The sequence below is a fragment of the Cobetia sp. D5 genome, from assembly GCF_035666195.1.
Lineage (GTDB): Bacteria > Pseudomonadota > Gammaproteobacteria > Pseudomonadales > Halomonadaceae > Cobetia > Cobetia amphilecti.
In genome coordinates this window covers 2124936-2141456 of the sequence record NZ_CP142020.1, presented here as the reverse complement: position 1 = coordinate 2141456, position 16521 = coordinate 2124936, and the positions used below count along the sequence as shown (strand labels likewise).

Here is a 16521-nt window from a genome sequence, read left to right as displayed (position 1 = left end):
CCGATAACCCCCTCACAAGGCTGGAATTTTCAGCCGTTCCCTCATGTGATTCTGGAAGAGAGCCCGACCGCTGATGGCCGACAAGAACCTGCGAATCCTCGTCGTCGACGACTTTCCCACCATGCGTCGGATCGTGCGCAACCTGCTCAAGGAGCTCGGCTTCACCAATGTGGAGGAAGCCGAAGATGGGCAACAGGCTTTGGAGTTCCTGAATCAAGGCAGCTTCGAGCTGGTGATCTCCGACTGGAACATGCCCAACCTCGATGGGCTCGAGATGCTCAGGCGCGTGCGTGCCAATCCCGCCACGGCCACGTTGCCCGTGCTGATGGTCACTGCTGAGGCCAAGAAGGAAAACATCATTGCCGCCGCCCAGGCCGGTGCCAGTGGCTATGTGGTCAAGCCCTTCACGGCGGCGGTGCTGGAAGAGAAGCTGGGCAAGGTCTTCGAGAAACACGGCCTCTGAGCCATCGCGCCACGTTGGCCGGGCCACGCTGATCGCGTCGTTGGTCACATCAAGGAGGGTGCATGAGTCATCTGGAATCATCATCTGAACCCCAGTCATCCTCGGGCGCTGATCCTGGTGTGATGGCGCGCGATGGGGCAGCCAACCTCGCCAGGACGGGGGATAGCAGCGAAGACCTGATTCGGCGTATCGGCCAGCTGACACGCATGCTGCGCGACAACATGCGTGAGCTGGGGCTGGATCGAGAGATCGAACGTGCTGCCGAGGCGATCCCCGATGCTCGTGATCGCCTCAATTACGTGGCCAGCAAGACGGAGCAGGCGGCAGATCGTGCCCTCAATGCCTGTGAGCGGGCCCAGCCGCTGCAGGATGCCCTGGCCAGTGAGGCGAAGTCGCTCAGCGGGCGCTGGGACGCCTGGTTTGCCGAGCCGGTGGCCCTGGATCAGGCGCGTGAGCTGGTGATCGACACGCGTGCCTATCTGGCCGTGGTGCCTGATCAGACCAGCGCCACCAACAGCGAATTGCTCGAGATCATGATGGCGCAGGATTTCCAGGACCTAACCGGTCAGGTGATCAAGCGCATGATGGATGTCATCCAGCAGATCGAGATGCAGCTGTTGCAGTTGCTGCTCGACAATGTCCCGGAGGGCCATGCACGTTCGGCGCTGGCGTCTTCCGGGCAGGCCGCCACCCCGGCGGCCGCTGCGGGGCTTTCGGAAGCAGCGCTTTCAGCCTCGGCGCTGGACGAGCAGGCAACCCCCGGCGCCGGGGACGCCCAGTCTGGCGCCTTGCTCAATGGCCCCCAGGTGCGAGCCGATGCACCGGGGGTGGTCGCCAGTCAGGATGAGGTCGATGACTTGCTGGATAGCCTCGGTTTCTAGCCGCCTTCCCGGCAGTGGCTCCTGCTGGTCCTTGTTCTTCATACCTTGCCCGTCCACGTCCCGTGAGGCGGGCAAGGGCGTTTTTGGGCGCTATTCCGCGCTTTGATCCCTGCCGTGCTTGGCACAATGAGGCCCATTCTCGGCATGATGCGTTCGCCGTGCGCGCCAGTGTGAGCGAGCGTCATGCTCCGGGCAGTTCAGGTAGATGCGATCCCAGGCAAGCGGAGTAGCCGGTGGCTGACGAGCAGAGCAGCGACGACAAGACGGAAGACGCCACGCCCCACCGAATACAGAAGGCCCGCGAGGAAGGGCAGGTGCCCCGCTCGCGGGAGCTGGCGACCTTTCTGTTGCTGGGCGGAGGAGCGGCAGGCCTGTGGCTGTTGGCCGGGCCGCTTGGCGACACCCTGGAGCGGGTGCTGGGCGCCTCGTTCGGTTTTGATCGCGCTCAGGCACTCGACAGTCGCGTGATGCTTGCCAACGCCTTGATGCTGGGCCAGGAGGCCTTGCTGGCACTGTTGCCGTTGTTCGCCCTGCTGATGGTGCTGGCGCTGGTCGGCCCGGTGTTGCTGGGCGGCTGGATGTTCTCCACCAAGTTGCTGGCGCCGTCGCTGGGCAAGCTCAATCCCGTCAAGGGGCTGGGCCGGATGGTGTCCTCCCAGGCGCTGGCCGAGCTGCTCAAGACCATCGCCAAGTCGATACTGGTCGGTGGCGTGGTGGTGATGTATCTGCATGCCCAGCGCCAGGAATTGATGGCGTTGATGATGATGCCGCTGGGCAACGCCATGGCGGATGCGCTGGCGATCGTGGCGCGCTGTACGGCGCTGGCGATATTGATGCTGATCGTGCCGACGCTGATGGATGTGCCGTACCAGCTGTGGAGTCACGCCAAGAAGCTGCGCATGAGCCTCGAGGAGATCAAACGTGAGCACAAGGAGACGGATGGCGACCCGCAGATCAAGGCGCGCATCCGTCAGCAGCAGCAGGCCATGGCGCGTGCGCGCATGATGAGCGCCGTGCCCACTGCCGATGTCATCGTCAACAACCCGACGCACTACTCGGTGGCGCTGGTCTATCACGAGGGCGACATGCGCGCACCGCGGGTGGTGGCCAAGGGGCGTGATGAGGTGGCGCTGCGCATTCGCGAAGTGGGCGAGGCGAACGGGGTGCCGATGCTGAGTGCGCCGCCCCTGGCGCGCGCCCTGCACACCCATGTCGATCTCGAGCAGGAAATTCCCATTGCGCTCTACCAGGTGATCGCCGAGGTGCTGGCCTGGGCGATGCGGCTCAAGCGGGCGCGCCAGCAGGGTGGCCTGCGCCCGAGCCTGCCGGCAGATCTGTCCGTTCCCGATGAGTATCAGGTGCCGGAGGAGGCGCAAGGGACGGTTGAGGAGGCTGGTTCGCCAGGCACCGAGCGAGATGACGGGGAGCCGGCAGCCGAAGCTGAGGCATCAGCCGCAGGCGCGATGTCTTCTGATCATGATTCTGATGACGCCGATGCCGGGGCGGTGTTCCAGCCCAGCGCCAAGCCCGGGCCGGACGGTGACGCAACGACGGATCCTCGTGCCGGAAGTTGATGACCGCAGTTGATGACCGACGTGGCTGATCGAAGTTGAGGCCCGAACTTGATAACCGTGCTGCTGCCCGATGCTGCTGCCCGAACCCCATGACTGACCGCCATTTCCGCTCCCCAAGTCCGGGCCGCTGCGCAGCACGCGCAACGCCCTTCACGATCGATGAGCCGCTTGCATGAATACCTTGCTGACACTGTTTGACCGCGTGGGGCTCAACACCTCCAGCCAGCTGAAGGTGTTGGCCGGGCCGCTGCTGATCATGATGATCCTGTCGATGATGGTGTTGCCGCTGGCGCCCTTCATCCTCGATCTGCTGTTCACCTTCAATATCGCGCTGTCGATCATGATCCTGATGGTCAGCATGTTCGCGCAGAAGCCGCTGGATTTCTCGGCCTTCCCCGCGGTGCTGCTGTTCTCGACCTTGCTGCGCCTGTCGCTCAATGTCGCCTCGACGCGGGTGGTGCTGCTGGAAGGTCACAACGGCGGTGACTCGGCCGGCAAGGTCATCGAGGCCTTCGGTCAGTTTCTGGTCGGCGGCAACTTCGCCGTCGGCCTGGTGGTGTTCTCGATTCTGGTCATCATCAACTTCATGGTCATCACCAAGGGCGCCGGGCGTATCGCCGAGGTCGGCGCACGCTTCACGCTGGACGCCATGCCCGGCAAGCAGATGGCGATCGATGCCGACCTCAACGCCGGCCTGATCGGCGAAGACCAGGCGCGCGAGCGCCGCCGGGAAGTGTCGCAGGAATCCGATTTCTTCGGCTCGATGGACGGTGCCAGCAAGTTCGTGCGTGGCGATGCGGTGGCGGGGCTGGTGATCATGGTGGTCAATATCATCGGCGGGCTGATCATCGGGGTCGGGCAGCACGACCTGAGCATGTCCGATGCGGCGCGCACCTATACGCTGCTGACCATCGGCGATGGTCTGGTGGCCCAGATTCCGTCGCTGGTCATCTCGACCGCTGCGGGCGTGATGGTGTCGCGGGTCAACACCAATGAAGACGTCGGTCAGCAGATGATCGGTCAGCTGTTCAAGAGCTCGCAGGTACTGTGGTTGGCGGCTGGCGTGATGGGGCTGCTGGGTCTGGTACCGGGCATGCCCAACATGGTCTTCATTCTCTTCACCTTGCTGCTGGCGGGGCTGGGATGGTGGGCCTCCCAGCGCGAGAAGGAGGTCAGCAGCGAGGCGAAGGAAGAGGCGACGCCCGCGCCTGCGGCGGCCGTACAGGAGGTCAGCGAGGCCAGCTGGGATGATGTGCGACTGGTGGAGCCGCTGGCGATGGAGGTCGGTCATCGCCTGATCGCGATGGTCGACATGCGCCAGGGCGGTGAGTTGCTGGCGCGCATCAAGGGAGTGCGTCGCAAGTACGCCCAGGAGATCGGGTTCCTGCCGCCGGTGGTACATATCCGCGACAACCTCGAGTTTGGGCCCAATCAGTATGTGATCAGCCTGAAGGGTGCCGAGGTCGGGCGGGGCGAGGCCTATCCGGGCCGCTGGCTGGCGATCAATCCGGGCAAGGTGTCCGGCAAGCTGCCGGGCGTGGCCACCACCGAGCCGGCCTTCGGCCTGGCCGCCACCTGGATCGAGCCGGAAACCCGCGAGCAGGCCCAGGTCTATGGCTACACGGTGGTCGATACCCCGACCGTGATCACGACCCACCTCAATCATCTGATGACCCGCCATGCCGATCAGCTGCTCGGGCGCAGTGAGGTCAGCAAGCTGCTCGAGAAGCTGGGCCCGCAGGATGGCGGCCTGGTGGAGGAGGTGGTGCCGGCCTTGATCAGTCAGGGCACCCTGCAGCGTATCCTGCACAACCTGCTGGATGAGGAGGTCTCGATTCGCGACATGCGCACCATCCTCGAGGCACTTGCGGAGCATGCCCCGCACAGCAAGGACCCCAACGACCTGACCGCCATGGTGCGCGTCGCGCTCGGGCGTGCCATTACCCAGTACTGGTTCGGCGCCGAACGCGTCTTGCGCGTGATCGGTCTGGAGGCGCAGCTCGAGCAGGTGCTGATGCAGGCCTTGAGCAGTGGCAATGCGCTGGAGCCCGGCCTTGCCGATACCTTGATGCAGCATGCCGAGAATGCTGTCGCCGCGCAGGACGCCAATGGCGAGCCCAGCGTACTGGTGGTCGGGCACGCGCTGCGACCCTTGGTGGGGCGCTTCCTGCGTCGACGCTTCAAGAGTCTGGCGGTGCTGTCCCAGGCTGAGATTCCAGATGACCGCGAGCTGCGGGTCACCCAGATGATCGGGGGTCGTGCGGCGTGACGCCAGCGCGACTCACCACCGAGCAAGACAACAACATGCCGCAAAGGCAGAGAAGTGCGACAGGGAAGGCGCCGGCAAGGGGTGTGTCGAGCGTCTGCAGCAAGACGGATCTGAAGGAGTCAGCGGTGCAGAGAAGAAGGCGAGTGGTGACAGGGTGCAGTACGGTCAGGGCGGGAGTGGTGTCGAGAGCGAAGCTGAGTGCGAAGCCTGGAAGCAGGACGGCACCGATGGCGGCCTGGATGACGGCAACAGCGCTGTGGGCCGCGACGCTGTCCACGCCGGCACAGGCAGCCAGTGCGGCGGTGATGATGTCCGTCGAGTCGCTGACCATCGCTCAGCGGGGGCATTGGTATATGCGCCCTCTGGCAGTGGCAGATGCCGTGCGTGATTCAGGGCTGATGGCGCCTGACAGGACACGCGTCACCGCGATTCATTGGCGCTATTCGCTCACGCGTGCGCCGGGGGAATGGCAGATCATGCTCTGCCAGGAAGAGCGCTGCGCCATGCTCGAGGCGAGGCGTGGCAAGTTGACCCTGCCCACCCGGGAGCTGGCGACGGCGCCATTCTCGCTGAAGGTCTATCGCAATGGGCGTGGCGTACTCAAGCCGGCGGCACATCTGGATGACATCCAGCTGGTGATCGACGTCGAGAGTCTGGAAGGCGCGTGACAGGCAGCGTTGTCAGCGAAAGGGGGCTGGCTTTGAATGGCTGACGATCGCTGGCTGATTGGCTGGCGAGTGGTGTGCAGCAGCAGTGTCTGGAGGCTCGGTAGAATGCCGGGCCTCGCGTGTTTCTGGGTCAGTAAAAGGAAAGACAGTCGGGGTGTGCAGCCCGCGAGCCTCACGCCTTAGCTATTCAAGTCAGGACGCTCAGGCCAGGACCGTCTGGGCAGGACATTCAGGCCGAGACGTTCAGGCGTGAGGCCGCCGCTGCCGGGCGTCCATCGGCGCCGTAATGGCCGGGGGAACGTTGATGCAGGCTGTCGAGAATCTTGCTGTGCAGTGCCATACGCTGACCGATCAGCTCACCATTCAGGCGATTGCGTGCCTGGGCGCGGCGCGTCAGTGTCACCAGATGCCACCACTGGGTAGCTAGTAGCGGCTGGCTGGCGAGCACCGTATGCAGTTCCAGTGGGTCATTGGTGAGCCCTGCGTTGCTCAGCCAGCCGCGCCGGCGGTTCTCCAGCGCTTCCAAGCGGGCGGCGTTGGCCAGCTTGGCTTCGCGCGAGGCCTCAAGGTCTGCCGCGCTCGGCAGGCGTTGGCCCAGCAGGCGCTGTTCTTCCTCGAGCAGGGCGATGAAGTCATTCAGCTCCTGCTCGAGGCCGGAAAAGATCTCGCCCAGCAAGGCCGTCGAGGCGTCATCGAGTGTCATGCGTCACCTTCGAAGGCATCGATCAGCCCTTGTGCGATGCGGTCGACATCGATCTTGATGCTGCCATCGGCGATGGCCTGCTTGAGGCTGTCGACGCGCGCCTGGTCGATGTCCTGGCCTGCATCGATCGCGCTGCTGGAAAGCTCGACCTGGGTGGAGTCGGCCGTGGAGGTCGCCGCCGTGGTGGCGGTGGTGTCCTTGGACGTCTCGGCACGCAGTTCGCGCGGGGCTTGAGTGTCGCTGCGCGGTATCGGGCCGCCATGTTCGATCTTCATTGACTGTCCTCTCTGGCCGTCGGGCCGGGCTCGACGACGAGCCTGTCATGGATGGGTTGCGTGCGTCATCTGCGCGCTTGAATCGACTATCGGCCATGCCGGCACAAGCTTTACCCCACACAGGCAATATGGTCCCTCAGGAATGAGGGATCTGGTGCGGGTGGCGGCTTGTCAGTATCAAGCATTTCGGCCTTCGAGCGTCAGCGTGTCTTTCCGGTGCGTCAGCGCGTCGTGGCTGGGCGTGCACAATCAACAGGATGACTCGGGTTGGCTCGGCGCGGATCAGCTCGGCTCATCTCATCTCAACTGAAGTCATCATGGCGCTACCCGCCGCGGCCCGATGACGCGGGCGCGCACCCAGTCGCCCGGAGCGAGTTCGATGCGGATGCGCTCATCGAGCCCCCCAGCCTCCAGCGCCCGCGCACTGCGCTGCATGCTGAAGCCTGTGCCGCTGACCTGATAGGTCACGGTATCGCCGAAGTTTACCAGCGGGATGGCGCGCACGCTGTTGCGGGTGATGACCTCTCCGGCGCGCAGGCGGCGGCGTACCTCGAAGCCTGACAGTGCCGCGGCGCTCTCGAAACCATTGCCACGCAACTTGCCCAGTGGCGTCAGTACCGGCGCCAATCTCGCGGGTGCCAGCGGGGTGCCACTCGCAAGCGGTTGTGGCGTGCTCTGGCGCCAGGCGTAGCGTTCCATGCGAACGCTGACGATATGTTGCTTGCCGTTGGCGCACAGCAGCTGCAGGCGTTTGAGACCCGGTGTATGGCGGTCACTGCGCGCGGCATTGAGGCTCAGTTGGGGTGCCGAGCATTCTTTCAGGCGGGCGGGCAGGCGACGCAGCTCGAGTTGTACGGAGGCCTCGCTGGGCGCGCCCAGTGGCGGCTCGCCGGGCATGCGCACTCTGACGGGGCCGCTGTCCTCGGCGGTGAAGAAGTCGCTCAATTGCCAGCGCAAAGCTTCGACGGCGCGTGTCTGCGCGTCTTTGACTGAAGGCGCTGTTGTTGAGGCTGATGCTGATGCCTGGGCGGCAGACGGCTGAATGGCAGAGCCGATCGCGTCTGAGGTGTTGGCATGCACAGCGGCCCCCGCGGGCAGCAGGACCAACAGCCCGGTGCTGGCGATGGTGCGCCACAGTCCTTTTGCCGTCACCACTCTTCTTGAATCAGACAGCCCTATTGCCGCCGTCAGGCCTTTCGCTACGCTGATTTTCGGCATGCTGTCTCTCATCGCGAGTGGCGTCCGGGGCGGAGGGCGGGGTCAAGCGCCCCTGGTACAGGGCACAAGGTTCAGGGCGCTGGATCAGTGCCGCGAGAGATTGTAATCCGCCCCTGATACCGGCATGGCCAGAAATAGCCGCGATAAAGTGGCTTGTTCTTACCTTCATCCTGGCGCTGGCTGACTATTCTCAGTCCTGCTTTCCGTCATGCTCCCCTACGCGTGAGCTGATCGATGGATGTTCCCTCGCTCACATCAGGGCGAGGTGCCGACAGCGGGGCACTTCCATGTTTGATCGACTTGATTCCCTCATGAGCTTTCACCAGCAGGCGCTGGGCCTTCGCGCCGAGCGTCAGCAGGTGCTGGCCACCAATATCGCCAATGCCGACACGCCGGGCTATCTGGCGCGAGATATCGACTTCTCCGCCACCCTGGCCAAGGCGACGGCGGGCAATGCCGCGCCGGGGCCGCTTGCGCTGAATACGACCCAGGCCGGCCACCAGGCTGCCAGCGGGGCGGGTCTCTCGCTGGGCGCGGACCTGCTCTATCGCGTGCCCACACAGCCGAGTCTGGACGGCAATACCGTCGACATGGATGTAGAGCGGGTCAATTTCGCGGACAACAGTCTGCATTACGAGGCCAGCCTTGAGCTTCTGACCGGCAAGATCCAGGGTCTGCGTCTGGCCATGCAATCGGAGAACAGTTGATGGCAGCGTTCAGCATCTTCAACGTCGCGGGTTCCGCGATGGCGGCCCAGTCGCAGCGCATCAATGCCGTGGCCAGCAACATGGCCAACGCCGACAGCGTGGCGGGCTCAGATGGCAAGCCCTATCAGGCGCGTCAGGTGGTGTTCGAATACGCGCCCCTCGCGCGTCAGGCCAATGCCTCGCTGGCGACGGCCAACCTGGCCGGTGGCGGTCTGGCGACACAGATGGCGTCACGCAGTGCAGGCCTCGGGGGTGTCAGGGTCAGCTCGGTGGAGCTGAGCGATGCCCCGGCGCGCCAGGAGTATCGCCCCGATCATCCCCTCGCCGACGAGCAGGGTTATGTGACCTTCTCCAATGTCGATCCGGTCGCCGAGATGGTCGACATGATCGCGGCCTCCAAGTCCTACGAGGCCAATGTCGAGGTCTTCAATACCTCCAAGTCCCTGCTGCGCAAGACATTGACGCTGGGGGAATGACCCTCGCTCAGGGCTTTGGCCTTCTGACCGCTTCTTCTGATTTCGGGTAACCGCATGGCGACGCTAGACACCAGTGTGCTCAACAGCATCAACCAGACCACCACGACCTCCGGCGTCACCGACAGCACGCAGTCGGTGAGCAGTACCGAGGAGCTCAATGATCAGTTCATGACCCTGCTGGTGGCGCAGATGCAGAACCAGGACCCGATGGACCCGGTGTCCAATTCCGACCTGACCGCGCAGCTGGCCCAGATCAGCACCGTCAGTGGTATCGAAGAACTCAACACCACCCTTGAGGGCATCACGGCGCAGATTTCCAGCAGTGAAGCGCTGCAGGCGGCCAGTCTGCTCGAGCAGGGCGTGCTGGTCGGCGGCAATGCGGTGCTGGTGGGCAACGCGACCTCGACACCCTTCGGCCTTGAGTTGGCCGACGATGTCGACAATGCCACCGTCGAGGTGCTGGGCGCGGATGGCAGTGTGGTCAAGACCTTCGAGTTGGGCGCATTGGAGGCGGGTATTCATGGCTTCGTCTGGGACGGTTTGCTGGATGATGGCACTGAAGCCGCCGATGGCTCCTACCAGCTGGCCGTGACGGCCGAGCGGGCAGGCGAGAGCTATGACGACCTGCAGACGCTGAGTTATGGCGTGGTCAGTGGCGTCAATCAGACCGACAGCGGTGCCCAGCTGGACCTGGGTCCGGTGTTGGGTGTCGTCAGTCTGGACGCCGTGCGTCAGGTGCTTTGAGCTGAGCCCATGGCGCCGGGATAGCGCCAGCGAGCCCGCCGGACGGGCCACCAGTTTCAGGCCGTTTGGCCGCCCCCGAGCTCGCTGACAGGTCTCGGGCTTCCATCTTCATCGCGATCAAAGGGACAGACCATGGCGTTTTCACAGGCATTGAGCGGCTTGAGTGCGGCGGCAACCAATCTGGATGTGATCGGCAACAACATCGCCAACTCGGAAACGGTAGGCTTCAAGTCCTCCGAGACCCAGTTCGCGGATCTTTATGCCAGTTCCCAGGCGGCGGGTATCGGGGTCCAGGTTGCCTCCATCTCCCAGGACTTCTCGACCGGTTCGCTGGAAACCACCGGGCGTGATCTCGATATCGCGATTTCCGGCGAAGGCTTCCTGCGCTTTGCCGACAGCACCGGTCAGGTGGTCTATTCGCGCAATGGCCAGCTCAATGTCGATGCCGATAGCTATATCGTCAATACGCAGGGTGCCCAGCTGACGGGTTATGCCGGCGAAAGGGTCACTGGCGAGCCCGTCGTGCTGCAGGTACCGACCGCGCCCCTGGCGGCCAGTGCGACCCAGGACAATCTTGCCAACAGCATCTATGGCGCGCAGATATCCATCAATCTGGATTCCGAAGCCGAGCCGACCACCACGACCTTCGATCCGATGGATCCGACCAGCTATGACTACGCGTCGTCGATGACCGTGTATGACAGCCTGGGCAGCGAGCATGTCGTGACGTCGTTCTATACCAAGACCGGCAGCAATACCTGGGATGTTCAGCATGTCATGGACTTCGCCGGCAAGTCGGCCGAATACCAGTCGGATGTGAATGCCGGCATCACCCCGACGGTGGATTTCGATGTCCAGGTGGAGCAGATCAGCTTCGGCACCAATGGCCAGCTGAACAGCGACTACACCCAGACAGCCATGACCTACACCCTCACGAACGGTGCCGAAGACATGAACTTCAGCATCGATCTGACGGGCAGCACCCAGTACGCCAACGACTACGAGGTCACCTCGCTATCCCAGAACGGCTACACCTCGGGCAGCCTGGTGGGCATCTCCATCGACGGTGACGGGCGGGTGATCGGCAGCTACTCCAATGAACTGACCCAGACGCTGGGCACCATCGCGCTGGCCAACTTCGCCAATGATCAGGGCCTCAAGCCCAATGGCGACAACAGCTGGCTGGCGACTGCGGAATCCGGTGAGCCGCTGGTCGGCGTGCCGGGCGAGGGGGTATTCGGTGATGTGGTCTCGGGTGCGGTGGAAGCCTCCAACGTCGACCTGACCACCGAGCTGGTCGATCTGATCATCGCCCAGCGCAATTACCAGTCGAATGCCCAGACCATCTCGGTGCAGGACGAAGTCCAGCAGACCGTGATCAACCTGCGTTGATCCGGGCTGACTGATGCCATGTCGCCTGACAGCGCCAGCGCTGCGCGCGTTATCTGACCAGATCGGAGTCGGCTGATGGACAGAATGCTCTACACCGCCATGAGCGGCGCCCAGCGCAGCCTGGCGGCTCAGGATGTCGCCAGTCATAACCTGGCCAACCTCTCGACCACCGGCTTTCGCGAGATGCTGACGCTGTCGCGGGCGGTGGATGTGCAGGGCGAAGGGCTGGCGACACGCGTCTCCAGTCAGCTGACCACCGCGGGGGCCTCGATGGCCCAGGGCACGATCCAGACCACGGATCGCGCGCTGGATGTGGCGCTGGACGGCCCCGGCATGCTGGCCGTGCAGGGCGCGAATGGCGAGGAGCTCTACACCCGCAACGGCGCGCTGCAGATCGATGCCGATGGTGTCCTGACCTCCGGCGGCTTGCCGGTGCTGGGCGATGGCGGGCCGATCGAGCTGCCGCTCAACGCCATCGTGCATATCTCCGCCGATGGCAGCGTGAGTGCGCGCTCGGCGGCGGATGCACCTGACACCATGGTGCTGCAGGCCCAGCTCAAGCTGGTCAATCCCGAGGCCATTCCCGGCAGTCCGGCGCTTGTGCGCGGCGAGGACGGCTATTTCCGTCAGCCGCCGACTGCGGCGGGAGAGGCCGCGCCACCGCTGGCTGCCGACCCGCTGGTGCGGGTCGTCTCCGGCGCCCTGGAGAGCAGCAACGTCTCGGCGACCGACGCGATGGTCGCCATGATCAACAACGCGCGCAGTTTCGAGATGCAGATGAAGAGCATCGATACGGCAGAGCGCATGGCCGAGCGTGGCAACAGCCTGCTTGGTACCGACTGACCCCGTAATCACGGCGGAGCCCCCTGATGATTCGTGCCCTATGGACAGCCAAGAGCGGCCTTGAAGCTCAGCAGATGCAGATGGACGTCACGGCCAACAACCTGGCCAACGTCTCGACCAATGGTTTCAAGCAGTCGCGTGCGGTGTTTGAAGATCTGCTCTACCAGAACATGCGCCAGCCCGGCGCTGCCTCCTCTGCCACCACCGAGCTGCCTTCGGGGCTGCAGGTGGGCACCGGGGTGCGCACCGTGGCCACCGAGCGTCTGCACATCCAGGGCAATCTGGAGCAGACCGAGAACTCCAAGGATGTCGCGATCAATGGTCAGGGCTTCTTCGCGGTGATGCTGCCGGATGGCACCAATGCCTATACCCGCGATGGCTCCTTCCAGCTCGACAGCACCGGCCAGATGGTCACCGCCAGTGGCTACCCGCTGGACCCGGCGATCGTCATTCCGGCCAATGCCCTGAGTGTCGATATCGCCTCCGATGGCGTGGTCAGCGTCACCCAGCCCGGTTCCACCAACAGCACCGAGGTCGGTCAGCTGCAGCTGTCCACCTTCATCAACCCGACGGGCCTGTTCAGTCGTGGCGAGAATCTGTATTCCGAGACCGATGCCTCCGGGCCGCGCAGTGACAACGTGCCGGGCTTCAATGGTGCGGGCACTCTCTATCAGGGCTTCGTCGAGACCTCCAACGTCAACGTGGTGGAAGAGATGGTGGGCATGATCCAGAACCAGCGTGCCTATGAGATCAATTCCAAGGCCGTGACCACCACCGATCAGATGCTGGAGCGTCTGGTCCAGATGTAAGGGTTGCCGCATGTCGCTTTCGCGTGATCTCCCAGTGGTGGCACTGCCATCCCTGTCAGCTGTTTGCCCACGCCAGAATGGCTTGGCGATGACCGGATTGGCGTTGCCTGGCTGGCGTCGCATGCGCCGCGCGCTGGCCAGATTGGCGATGCTGACCATGACGCTGGTAGCCGCCGGGTGTGCCCATATCCCCAGCGAGCCGCTGGTCGATACCACGCCAATGGAATCGACGATGCAGCCGCGCCCGGAACCGATGGCCAATGGCGCCATCTTCCAACCGCTGTATGGCAACCAGCCGCTGTTCGAGGATCGCCGCCCGCGTGCCATCGGCGACATCATCACCATCCTGCTCGACGAGAATGTCAGCGCCAGCAAGAGCTCGGCCAGCAATGCCAGCCGTGACGGCAGCCTTGGTTTCTCGCTGACCGCCATCCCCGATTTCATGACGGGGCTGCTGGATGGCACCGATGCCGATATCGAGGGCGAGAATGATTTCACCGGCAGCGGTGGCTCGAATGCCAACAACAGTTTCACCGGCACCATCACCGTGACGGTCAGTCAGGTGCAACCGAACGGCAATCTGGAGGTGCGCGGCGAGAAGCGTATCGCGATCAATCAGGGGACCGAGTCGATTCGCTTCTCCGGAGTGGTCAATCCGCGCACGATTTCCTCGGCCAATACGGTGCAGTCCACCCAGGTGGCCAGTGCACGCATCGAATATGTCGGTGATGGCTATATCAACGAGGCACAGAACATGGGCTGGATGCAGCGCTTCTTCCTCAATCTGGCGCCGTTCTGAGCCTTGCGTGGCGATTGCCGTGCCATGTTCTGTAGAGAATTGCCCCGTCCCGATTTCTCACCACGCTGTCCCATCATGAGTCGCTATCCGATGCTTGAGATGCTCCCTTATCCCCGCTGGCGCGCTGCGCTGGCCGCCTGCCTGATGCTGGTGAGCTGCCTGACCTTGACGCTGCAGTCGGCGCAGGCCGATCGCATCAAGGACCTCGCCCAGGTGCGCGGCGTGCGCGACAACCCGCTGGTCGGCTACGGCCTGGTGGTGGGGCTGGATGGCAGTGGGGACCAGACCACCCAGGCGCCGTTCACCGGTCAGAGCCTGACCAACATGCTCTCCCAGCTGGGCGTGACGGTGCCGTCGGGCACCAACATGCAGCTCAAGAACGTGGCGGCGGTCATGGTCACTGCCAGCTTGCCGGCCTTCGCAAGCTCCGGTCAGCCGATCGATGTCGTGGTGTCGTCGCTGGGCAATGCCAAGAGTCTGCGCGGTGGCACCTTGTTGATGACGCCGCTCAAGGGCGTGGATGGCCAGGTCTACGCGCTGGCGCAGGGCAATCTGATCATCGGTGGCGCCGGTGCCTCGGCCGGCGGTTCCAGCGTGCAGGTCAACCAGCTGACCGCCGGGCGCATTCCCAGTGGCGCGACGGTGGAACGCGGTGTGCCGACGCGTCTCGGGGATGAGAATGGCGTGATCCATCTCGATCTGTTCGAGGGCGATTTCAATCATGCCCAGAACGTCGCCAGTGCCATCAATCGCAACTTCGGGGGCTCGCTGGCCTCGCCGCTCAGCAGTCGCGATATCGTGGTGCAGGCGCCGCGTGATCTCAGTCAGCGTGTCGGGTTCATCGCCAGGCTCGAGAACATCGAGGTCGCCCTGGGCGTGCCGCGTGCGCGTGTGGTGGTCAATGCGCGGACCGGCTCGGTGGTGATGAACTCCGAAGTGCGCCTGGCGCGCGCCGCGGTCACCCACGGCAACCTGTCGGTGGTGATCGACGCCAATCCGGTGATCAGTCAGCCTGCGCCGCTGTCCCAGGGGCAGACGGCAGTGGTCAACGACCCCGATATCAGCGTGAATCAGCAGGGCGGTGCGCTGCGCATGGTCGAGGGAACTGCCAGTCTGCAGGAGGTCGTCGATGGCCTGAATGCGTTGGGCGCCACGCCGCAGGACCTGGTCTCGATTCTGGAAGCGCTCAAGGCAGCCGGTGCGCTGCGTGCTGATCTCGAGGTGATCTGATGAGTGTGCTTGGTAGCGGTGCCAACGTGGATGCCGGTCGTCTGGCCTTCGACACCCAGGGTCTGGCGAGCCTCAAGGGGGCGGCCAGCAGTGGCGGCGAGCGCCAGCAGGAGGCGCTGGAGGAGAGTGCGCGCCAATTCGAGGCCTTGATGCTCAACATGATGCTCAAGCAGATGCGCTCGGCGACCGAGAACTCAGCGCTGACCGGCTCCCAGCAGCAAGAGATGATGACCTCGATGCTGGACCAGCAGCTCTCCCAGCAACTGGCCAGTGTCGGTGACGGTATCGGCCTGTCGAAGATCCTGATTCAGCAGTTGTCCTCCAGCACGGCGATGGGCACGAACACGGATAGCAGTACCGCAATCTCCCCCAGCGCAGCAGCCGATGGAAAGTCAGGCGATGAACAGGGGGCCGACGGCTGGTTGTCGGCGGTGGGCCTGACCCCGGAGGGGGGCGCGGCTCGCGAAGGTGACTGGCAGGCGGCGGTGGAGACACGCGCCGCAGACGAGGTCACCGGCTTCATGGCGATGCTCGATACGCTGGCGCCCGGTGACACGGCGCGAGGCGTCTATGCCGAGCTGCCGATGGCGACGACAGGCAAGGATGACGTGTCCGACACCGTCAGCCCGGTGGCAGTGACCAACGTGGCAGCGCTCAGCGAGCAACAACGCCGCCAGCCCGAGAATGTGCAGCGCTTCGTGGCGGAATTTGGTCCCGCCGCACAGGCGGCCAGTCGTGAAAGCGGGCTGCCCGCAGAATTGATTCTGGCGCAGGCCGCGCTGGAAACGGGCTGGGGTGAGCGACGCATTCACACCGAGACCGGCACCGACAGCCATAACCTGTTCGGCATCAAGGCCGGCAGCAGCTGGCAGGGCGACAGCACCACGGTGCTGACCACAGAATACCGCGATGGGCGCCGCATGCGTCTCGAGGACAGCTTCCGCGTCTATCCCGATCAGGCCAGTGCGCTGCGCGATCATGCCGCACTGCTGACCGGCGCCCAGCGTTATGCCCACGTGACCCGGTCGCCGGACGCCGAGAGTGCGGCGCGTGCCTTGCAGGAGGCGGGCTACGCCACTGACCCGCACTATGCCGACAAGCTGATCTCGATCATGAGTCGGGTCGGCCCGCTGGAGGCTAGCGGCACTCGCGAGACAGCGGAGACCCGCCTGGCGTCACGCGATGCCGTGCCTGCGTCATCGTCTGTCGCAACCGCCAACTCAAGCTCCCCGCGCGGGCTGCTTGAGGCTTCTGCGCCGCTGTTTGCCCTCGATGCGCGCGATGCTCAGCCGCTGGTCCAGATGGCGGCTGCGACGGATGCGGTGTCTGCGACGGGTGTGGCGTCTGTGGCGTCTGCGACGGATATGGCGCCTGCGGCGGATAAAGAGATCGGTACTGGCAGTGAAGGCACTGCATCAGGGGCCATCCAGTTGGCGATGGGCCGTTCAGAGCCGCTGATCCGTTAGAGAG

Annotated in this window: 17 protein-coding genes; 14 read left to right on the top strand and 3 right to left on the bottom strand. The window is 64.2% G+C overall.

Annotated elements, in window-relative coordinates; genetic code table 11:
* The first annotated feature begins 73 nt into the window (after positions 1-73).
* The 5 genes from cheY to U0O11_RS08910 all read left to right on the top strand — a co-directional run bounded on the left by cheY (position 74) and on the right by U0O11_RS08910 (position 5855).
* Positions 74-463 carry a chemotaxis response regulator CheY gene (cheY, locus tag U0O11_RS08930; RefSeq protein ID WP_131432094.1) on the top strand — a complete coding sequence of 130 codons (390 nt, stop codon included), beginning with the start codon at positions 74-76 and terminating at the stop codon, positions 461-463.
* Positions 464-585: 122 nt separating this feature from the next.
* Positions 586-1344 carry a protein phosphatase CheZ gene (cheZ, locus tag U0O11_RS08925; RefSeq protein WP_324692505.1) on the top strand — a complete coding sequence of 253 codons (759 nt, stop codon included), beginning with the start codon at positions 586-588 and terminating at the stop codon, positions 1342-1344.
* A 233-nt stretch (positions 1345-1577) separates the two neighbouring features.
* On the top strand, positions 1578-2918 hold the full coding sequence (flhB, locus tag U0O11_RS08920; RefSeq protein ID WP_324689456.1) for a flagellar biosynthesis protein FlhB: 1341 nt from the start codon (positions 1578-1580) through the stop codon (positions 2916-2918).
* A 172-nt stretch (positions 2919-3090) separates the two neighbouring features.
* A complete protein-coding gene (gene flhA / locus U0O11_RS08915) occupies positions 3091-5187 on the top strand; it encodes a flagellar biosynthesis protein FlhA (RefSeq protein WP_324689454.1) in 2097 nt (698 codons plus the stop codon).
* Positions 5188-5414: 227 nt separating this feature from the next.
* Complete coding sequence (locus U0O11_RS08910; protein WP_324689452.1) at positions 5415-5855, top strand: flagellar protein FlhE; 441 nt, start codon at positions 5415-5417, stop codon at positions 5853-5855.
* Between the two features lie 229 nt (positions 5856-6084).
* Here U0O11_RS08910 and U0O11_RS08905 read toward each other — a convergent pair whose 3' ends face one another.
* The 3 genes from U0O11_RS08905 to flgA all read right to left on the bottom strand — a co-directional run bounded on the left by U0O11_RS08905 (position 6085) and on the right by flgA (position 7985).
* Complete coding sequence (locus U0O11_RS08905; RefSeq protein WP_324689450.1) at positions 6085-6558, bottom strand: flagella synthesis protein FlgN; 474 nt, start codon at positions 6556-6558, stop codon at positions 6085-6087.
* Positions 6555-6833, bottom strand: coding sequence for a flagellar biosynthesis anti-sigma factor FlgM (flgM, locus tag U0O11_RS08900; RefSeq protein WP_324689448.1), 279 nt, complete (start codon positions 6831-6833; stop codon positions 6555-6557). The genes U0O11_RS08905 and flgM overlap by 4 nt, the downstream gene beginning before the upstream one ends.
* A gap of 315 nt (positions 6834-7148) precedes the next feature.
* Positions 7149-7985, bottom strand: a complete 837-nt coding sequence (gene flgA / locus U0O11_RS08895) for a flagellar basal body P-ring formation chaperone FlgA (RefSeq protein WP_324689446.1) — start codon at positions 7983-7985, stop codon at positions 7149-7151.
* Between the two features lie 377 nt (positions 7986-8362).
* Here flgA and flgB point away from each other — a divergent pair, with 377 nt between their 5' ends.
* The 9 genes from flgB (at position 8363) to flgJ (ending at position 16517) form a co-directional block, all read left to right on the top strand.
* A complete protein-coding gene (gene flgB, locus U0O11_RS08890) occupies positions 8363-8758 on the top strand; it encodes a flagellar basal body rod protein FlgB (RefSeq protein ID WP_318833290.1) in 396 nt (131 codons plus the stop codon).
* Complete coding sequence (gene flgC, locus U0O11_RS08885) at positions 8758-9234, top strand: flagellar basal body rod protein FlgC (RefSeq protein WP_324689443.1); 477 nt, start codon at positions 8758-8760, stop codon at positions 9232-9234. The genes flgB and flgC overlap by 1 nt, the downstream gene beginning before the upstream one ends.
* A 54-nt stretch (positions 9235-9288) precedes the next feature.
* Complete coding sequence (locus tag U0O11_RS08880; protein ID WP_324689440.1) at positions 9289-9978, top strand: flagellar hook assembly protein FlgD; 690 nt, start codon at positions 9289-9291, stop codon at positions 9976-9978.
* 132 nt (positions 9979-10110) lie between these two features.
* Positions 10111-11370 (top strand): flagellar hook protein FlgE, encoded by a 1260-nt coding sequence (gene flgE, locus U0O11_RS08875; RefSeq protein ID WP_324689438.1) that lies wholly within the window; start codon positions 10111-10113, stop codon positions 11368-11370.
* Positions 11371-11445: 75 nt separating this feature from the next.
* Entirely contained in the window at positions 11446-12213 is a 768-nt protein-coding gene (locus tag U0O11_RS08870; RefSeq protein WP_324689436.1) for a flagellar basal body rod protein FlgF, read from the top strand.
* Between the two features lie 26 nt (positions 12214-12239).
* The gene (gene flgG, locus U0O11_RS08865) at positions 12240-13022 is read left to right on the top strand and encodes a flagellar basal-body rod protein FlgG (RefSeq protein WP_054556613.1); all 783 of its coding nucleotides are present in this window, start codon (positions 12240-12242) and stop codon (positions 13020-13022) included.
* 88 nt (positions 13023-13110) lie between these two features.
* Positions 13111-13821 (top strand): flagellar basal body L-ring protein FlgH, encoded by a 711-nt coding sequence (locus tag U0O11_RS08860; protein WP_442872621.1) that lies wholly within the window; start codon positions 13111-13113, stop codon positions 13819-13821.
* Between the two features lie 90 nt (positions 13822-13911).
* Positions 13912-15051 (top strand): flagellar basal body P-ring protein FlgI, encoded by a 1140-nt coding sequence (locus U0O11_RS08855; RefSeq protein WP_442872620.1) that lies wholly within the window; start codon positions 13912-13914, stop codon positions 15049-15051.
* Positions 15051-16517, top strand: a complete 1467-nt coding sequence (gene flgJ, locus U0O11_RS08850) for a flagellar assembly peptidoglycan hydrolase FlgJ (RefSeq protein WP_324689434.1) — start codon at positions 15051-15053, stop codon at positions 16515-16517. The genes U0O11_RS08855 and flgJ overlap by 1 nt, the downstream gene beginning before the upstream one ends.
* The last annotated feature ends 4 nt before the right edge of the window (positions 16518-16521 follow it).